Origin of the sequence: Corallococcus praedator (assembly GCF_003612125.1) — a bacterium.
In the GTDB taxonomy this organism is placed as follows: Bacteria; Myxococcota; Myxococcia; order Myxococcales; family Myxococcaceae; genus Corallococcus; species Corallococcus praedator.
The window spans coordinates 1-3,723 of sequence record NZ_RAWI01000610.1 but is presented as its reverse complement, the minus strand read 5'-3'; the positions used below and the strand labels follow the sequence as shown (position 1 = coordinate 3,723).

The 3,723-nt window shown below is 68.7% G+C and carries 4 protein-coding genes and 1 pseudogene; 1 reads left to right on the top strand and 4 read right to left on the bottom strand.

The features are described from left to right. Positions 1-456: pseudogene (locus D7Y13_RS39730) on the top strand (hypothetical protein); the annotation flags it as partial. 63 nt (positions 457-519) lie between these two features. Here D7Y13_RS39730 and D7Y13_RS39725 read toward each other — a convergent pair. From D7Y13_RS39725 to D7Y13_RS39710, 4 genes are all read right to left on the bottom strand, one after another. Further along, the gene (locus D7Y13_RS39725; protein ID WP_120533942.1) at positions 520-1,407 is read right to left on the bottom strand and encodes an MSCRAMM family protein; all 888 of its coding nucleotides are present in this window, start codon (positions 1,405-1,407) and stop codon (positions 520-522) included. A 140-nt stretch (positions 1,408-1,547) separates the two neighbouring features. Continuing rightward, positions 1,548-2,738, bottom strand: a complete 1,191-nt coding sequence (locus D7Y13_RS39720; RefSeq protein WP_120584131.1) for a pyridoxal phosphate-dependent aminotransferase — start codon at positions 2,736-2,738, stop codon at positions 1,548-1,550. Positions 2,739-2,834: 96 nt separating this feature from the next. After that, complete coding sequence (gene coaD, locus D7Y13_RS39715; RefSeq protein ID WP_120533944.1) at positions 2,835-3,317, bottom strand: pantetheine-phosphate adenylyltransferase; 483 nt, start codon at positions 3,315-3,317, stop codon at positions 2,835-2,837. Positions 3,318-3,364: 47 nt separating this feature from the next. Then, positions 3,365-3,723, bottom strand: a 359-nt coding sequence (locus D7Y13_RS39710; RefSeq protein WP_208734540.1) for an RsmD family RNA methyltransferase, incomplete at its 5' end; no start/stop codon positions are given.

Genomic DNA, 3,723 nt, shown 5'->3' with positions numbered 1-3,723 from the left:
CCGCCGCCCAGCGCGGCCGTCCCTGCCCGCGACACCGCGCGCCCCGCCGGCGACGACCTGTCGCCCGAAGGGCTCACCCGCTCGGTCATCCACGACGAGGCACGCTTCCTCTTCCAGAGCCTGCTGACGGGCGACGTGCGGTCCGCGTCCGCCGAGCTGACGTACCCGTTCCAGTTGGAGGACAAGCGCTTCAACACGCCGGAGGAACTGGTGCAGACGTGGGTCAAGCAGCTGCGCGCCCGCCGCACCGACCTCATCACGCTCTACGACATCGAGGTGCTGCCCCTGGCGGAGATGGAGAAGAAGTACGGCAAGCCGCCCGCGCGCCTGGGGTTGGATCCGCGCGCGCTCAAGGACACGTGGGCCGCCGTGGGCAACCTCTCCGGCCACGCGGCCATCTTCCTCTTCCGTGGCGGCTCCGACCTGAACTGGCACGCCTTCGCCTATACGGACTGACGTGAAAAGGGGCACCGGGCCTACCGCGCCCGGCGCCCCCGTTGAAACGCTGGCGTTACCGACTCAGTGCGCGGTCGCGGACTCCAGGCTGACGAAGCCCTCGCCCGCCTTCAGCGTGAAGGACACGAAGGCGGTCTCGCCCGCCGTCACCGTCACTTCCTGCGTGACGGAGGTGTAGCCGGCCTTGGAGGCCACCGCGCTGTAGGTGCCGGGCGGCACCTGGAGCATCACGAAGATGCCGTCGGAGTCCGACTGCGCGCTGAACGACGTGCCCGTCAGCGTGACGGTGACGCCCTCGCCCGAAGCCGCGCCTTCCAGCGTGACGCTGCCCCCGATGGAGCCCTTGGGGCGCCCCAGCGTGAACGTCACCGTCTCCGGCTCTCCCATCACGATGACGAGCTTCTCCTCGGTCGCGTAGCCCTCCTTCGAGGCCACGAGGAAGAAGGCCCCGGACGGCACCCCTTCCAGGACGAAGGCGCCCTGGGCGTTCGTGGTGGTGGTGAACATCGTGTCCTTGAGGGAGACCGTGACACCCTCGTGGGAGGTCGCGCCTTCCAGCGTGAGGGTGCCGGAGATCCGGCTCGTGGCCGCGCCAGGCTCCATCACGATGGCAAGGCTGGTGGTCAGCTTCTCCTCCACCTCCACCGAGTCCTGCTGCGACTGATAGCCCGTCTTCGAGATCGCGAGCGTGTAGGTGCCGGCGTTCAGTCCCTCGAACGCGAACGTCCCCTGCGCGTTCGTCGTGGCGCGGACGTCGGTTTCGTAGAGGTGGAGTTCGACGCCCGCGGGGGACGCGCCGTCCGCCATCTGGACCGTTCCGGTGATCCGTCCCTTGCGGTTCTCGGGGGCAGGGTCCGGCTCCTTCTCCGCGTCCGGGTCGCACGCCGGAAGGATCGCCAATGCCATCGCCACCACGAGCGCGCTCAGCGCTCCTCTTCGATTCGTCTGCATGTGAGTGTTCTTCCCTGTTGAATGCGCACCGGGCCTGCGCACGGATGCCGCCGCCTGCGAGTGCAACCTGTCTCGCGAGCGCGGCGGGCGAGCCCCATGACGCGAGGCTCCACGGGAAATTCACACTCCCACGCGACTTTTCAGCTCAGCGCGGCAACGAATTCGCGCAGGCGCTTCAGGCCCTTCTGGAGCACCTCGCGCGAGGTGACGAAGCTCATCCGGATGTAGCCGGGCGCGCCGAACGGATCCCCCGGCACCGCGGCCACGAGGAAGTCGTTGAGCAGGGCCTCGGAGAGCTGGAGGCTGGTGGTGAGCGTCGTGCCCTTGTACGTGCGGCCCAGCAGGCCCCGCACGTCCGCCATCGCGTAGAAGGCGCCCTCGGGCATCCGGCAGCGGATGCCTTCAATGGCGTTGAGCCCGTTGACGAACAGGTCTCGGCGCTCGCGGTACTCGTTCACCATCGCGGTGATGGTGTCGGACGGGCCGTTGAGCGCCGCCAGCGCCGCCTTCTGCGTGATGGAGGACGCGTTGGACGTGGACTGGTCCTGCACCATCTGCATGGCGGCGATGAGCGCCTTGGGCCCCGCCGCGTAGCCCAGCCGCCAGCCCGTCATCGCGTAGGACTTGGACAGGCCGTTGGACACCACGAGCCGGGGCACCAGGTCCGGCGCCACGTTGCCCAGGTTGAGGAACTCCCCCGTGTAGAGGAGCTTCTCGTACATGTCGTCGGTGATGATCAGACAGTCATGGCCGCGCACCGCGTCCGCGATGCCCTCCAGCGTGGCGCGCGAATACACCGCGCCCGTGGGGTTGGCCGGGCTGTTGAGCACGATGGCGCGCGTGCGCGGGGTGAGCGCGCGGCGGATGGACTCGGGGTCCGGCGCGTAGCCGTCCTCCTCGCGAGTCTGCACCAGCACCGGCGTGCCGCCCGCCAGGTGCACCATGTCCGGATAGCTCACCCAGTACGGCGCGAAGATGATGACCTCGTCGCCTTCATCCAGCAGGGCCTGGAAGCAGTTGTAGAGCGACTGCTTGCCACCGGCCGTCACCACCACCTGATCCGGCGCGTACTTCAGGCCGTTGTCCTTCTCCAGCTTGCGGCAGATGGCCTCGCGCAGCTCCGGCATGCCCGCGGTGGCGGTGTACTTGGTGAAGCCCGTGCGGATGGCATCGACGGCCGCCTGCTTCACGAACTCCGGCGTGTCGTAGTCCGGCTCACCGGCGGCGAGCACGACGACGTCCTCGCCCTTGGCGGCGAGCGCCTTGGCCCGCGCGTTGAGGGCCAGGGTGGCGGAGGGCTTGATGGCTTGCAGCCGGCGGGCGAGTTTCATGTCGCCAATCCCTAGCGCGGAACTCCCGCGACGGACAAGGCCCTTGCGGCGCGCTGCGTCGCCCGGCTGCCACCACGCTCCCGGCCGGAGCCCGGCTCAGCCCTTGGTGCCGAACTTCTTCTTCAGGCCCGCGTACACGTTCGGGGGAACGAGCCCTTCCACGTTCCCCCCGAAGGAGGCGACCTCCCGGACGAGCTGCGAGGAGATGTAGAAGTAGTCCTCGCCCGTCATCATGAAGACGGTGTCGATGTCCGGGGCCAGCTTGCGGTTCATGTTGGCGAGCTGGAATTCGTATTCGAAGTCCGACACCGCCCGGAGCCCGCGGATGACGACGCCCACCTGACGCTGGTGCACGTAGTCCACGAGCAGCCCGTGGAAGGCGTCCACCTCCACGCGGCTGTCCTGGACCGCGTCGCGGATGAGCTCGATGCGCTCCTCCTGGCTGAAGAGGGGGGTCTTCTTCGGATTCACCGCGATGGCGACGATGAGCCGATCAAACATCTTCAGGCTGCGCTGGATGAGGCTCAGGTGCCCGTTGGTGAGCGGATCAAACGAACCAGGATAGATGGCAACCGGCATGGGTGCCCGGAAGTCTCGGCGGCCCCACGGGGCCGGTCAAGCACACGTCACGGGGCCCGGTAGAAGCTCACCAGGGTGTCCCCGAATTTCCGCTGGTCCTCCCGGGTGAAGCCCGCATGGGCCTCCGGGGCCTCCTCGCGCTTGTCGTGCTCCACCACCACCGTGCCGCCGGGGGACACCACCGCCGACGCGGCCAGGGCCTCCAGGACCGTGGGGACGACGCGCGCCGCATAGGGTGGATCCGCGAAGACGAGCTCGAATTTCTCGCCCTTCTTGCCCAGCGTCTCCAACGCCCGCGCCACCGGCTGCGCCAGGATGGCCACCTGGGAGGCGAAGCCCAGGGCGTCGGTGTTCAGGCGGCACAGCCCCTGCGCCTCGCGGTCCTGGTCCACCAGCACCACCCGCC

What these genes read in the sequence shown, in the direction of transcription:
- D7Y13_RS39725 (WP_120533942.1), bottom strand. Translation starts at nt 1,407, where the DNA reads ATGCAGACGAATCGAAGAGGAGCGCTGAGCGCGCTCGTGGTGGCGATG.
- D7Y13_RS39720 (WP_120584131.1), bottom strand. Translation starts at nt 2,738, where the DNA reads ATGAAACTCGCCCGCCGGCTGCAAGCCATCAAGCCCTCCGCCACCCTG.
- coaD (WP_120533944.1), bottom strand. Translation starts at nt 3,317, where the DNA reads ATGCCGGTTGCCATCTATCCTGGTTCGTTTGATCCGCTCACCAACGGG.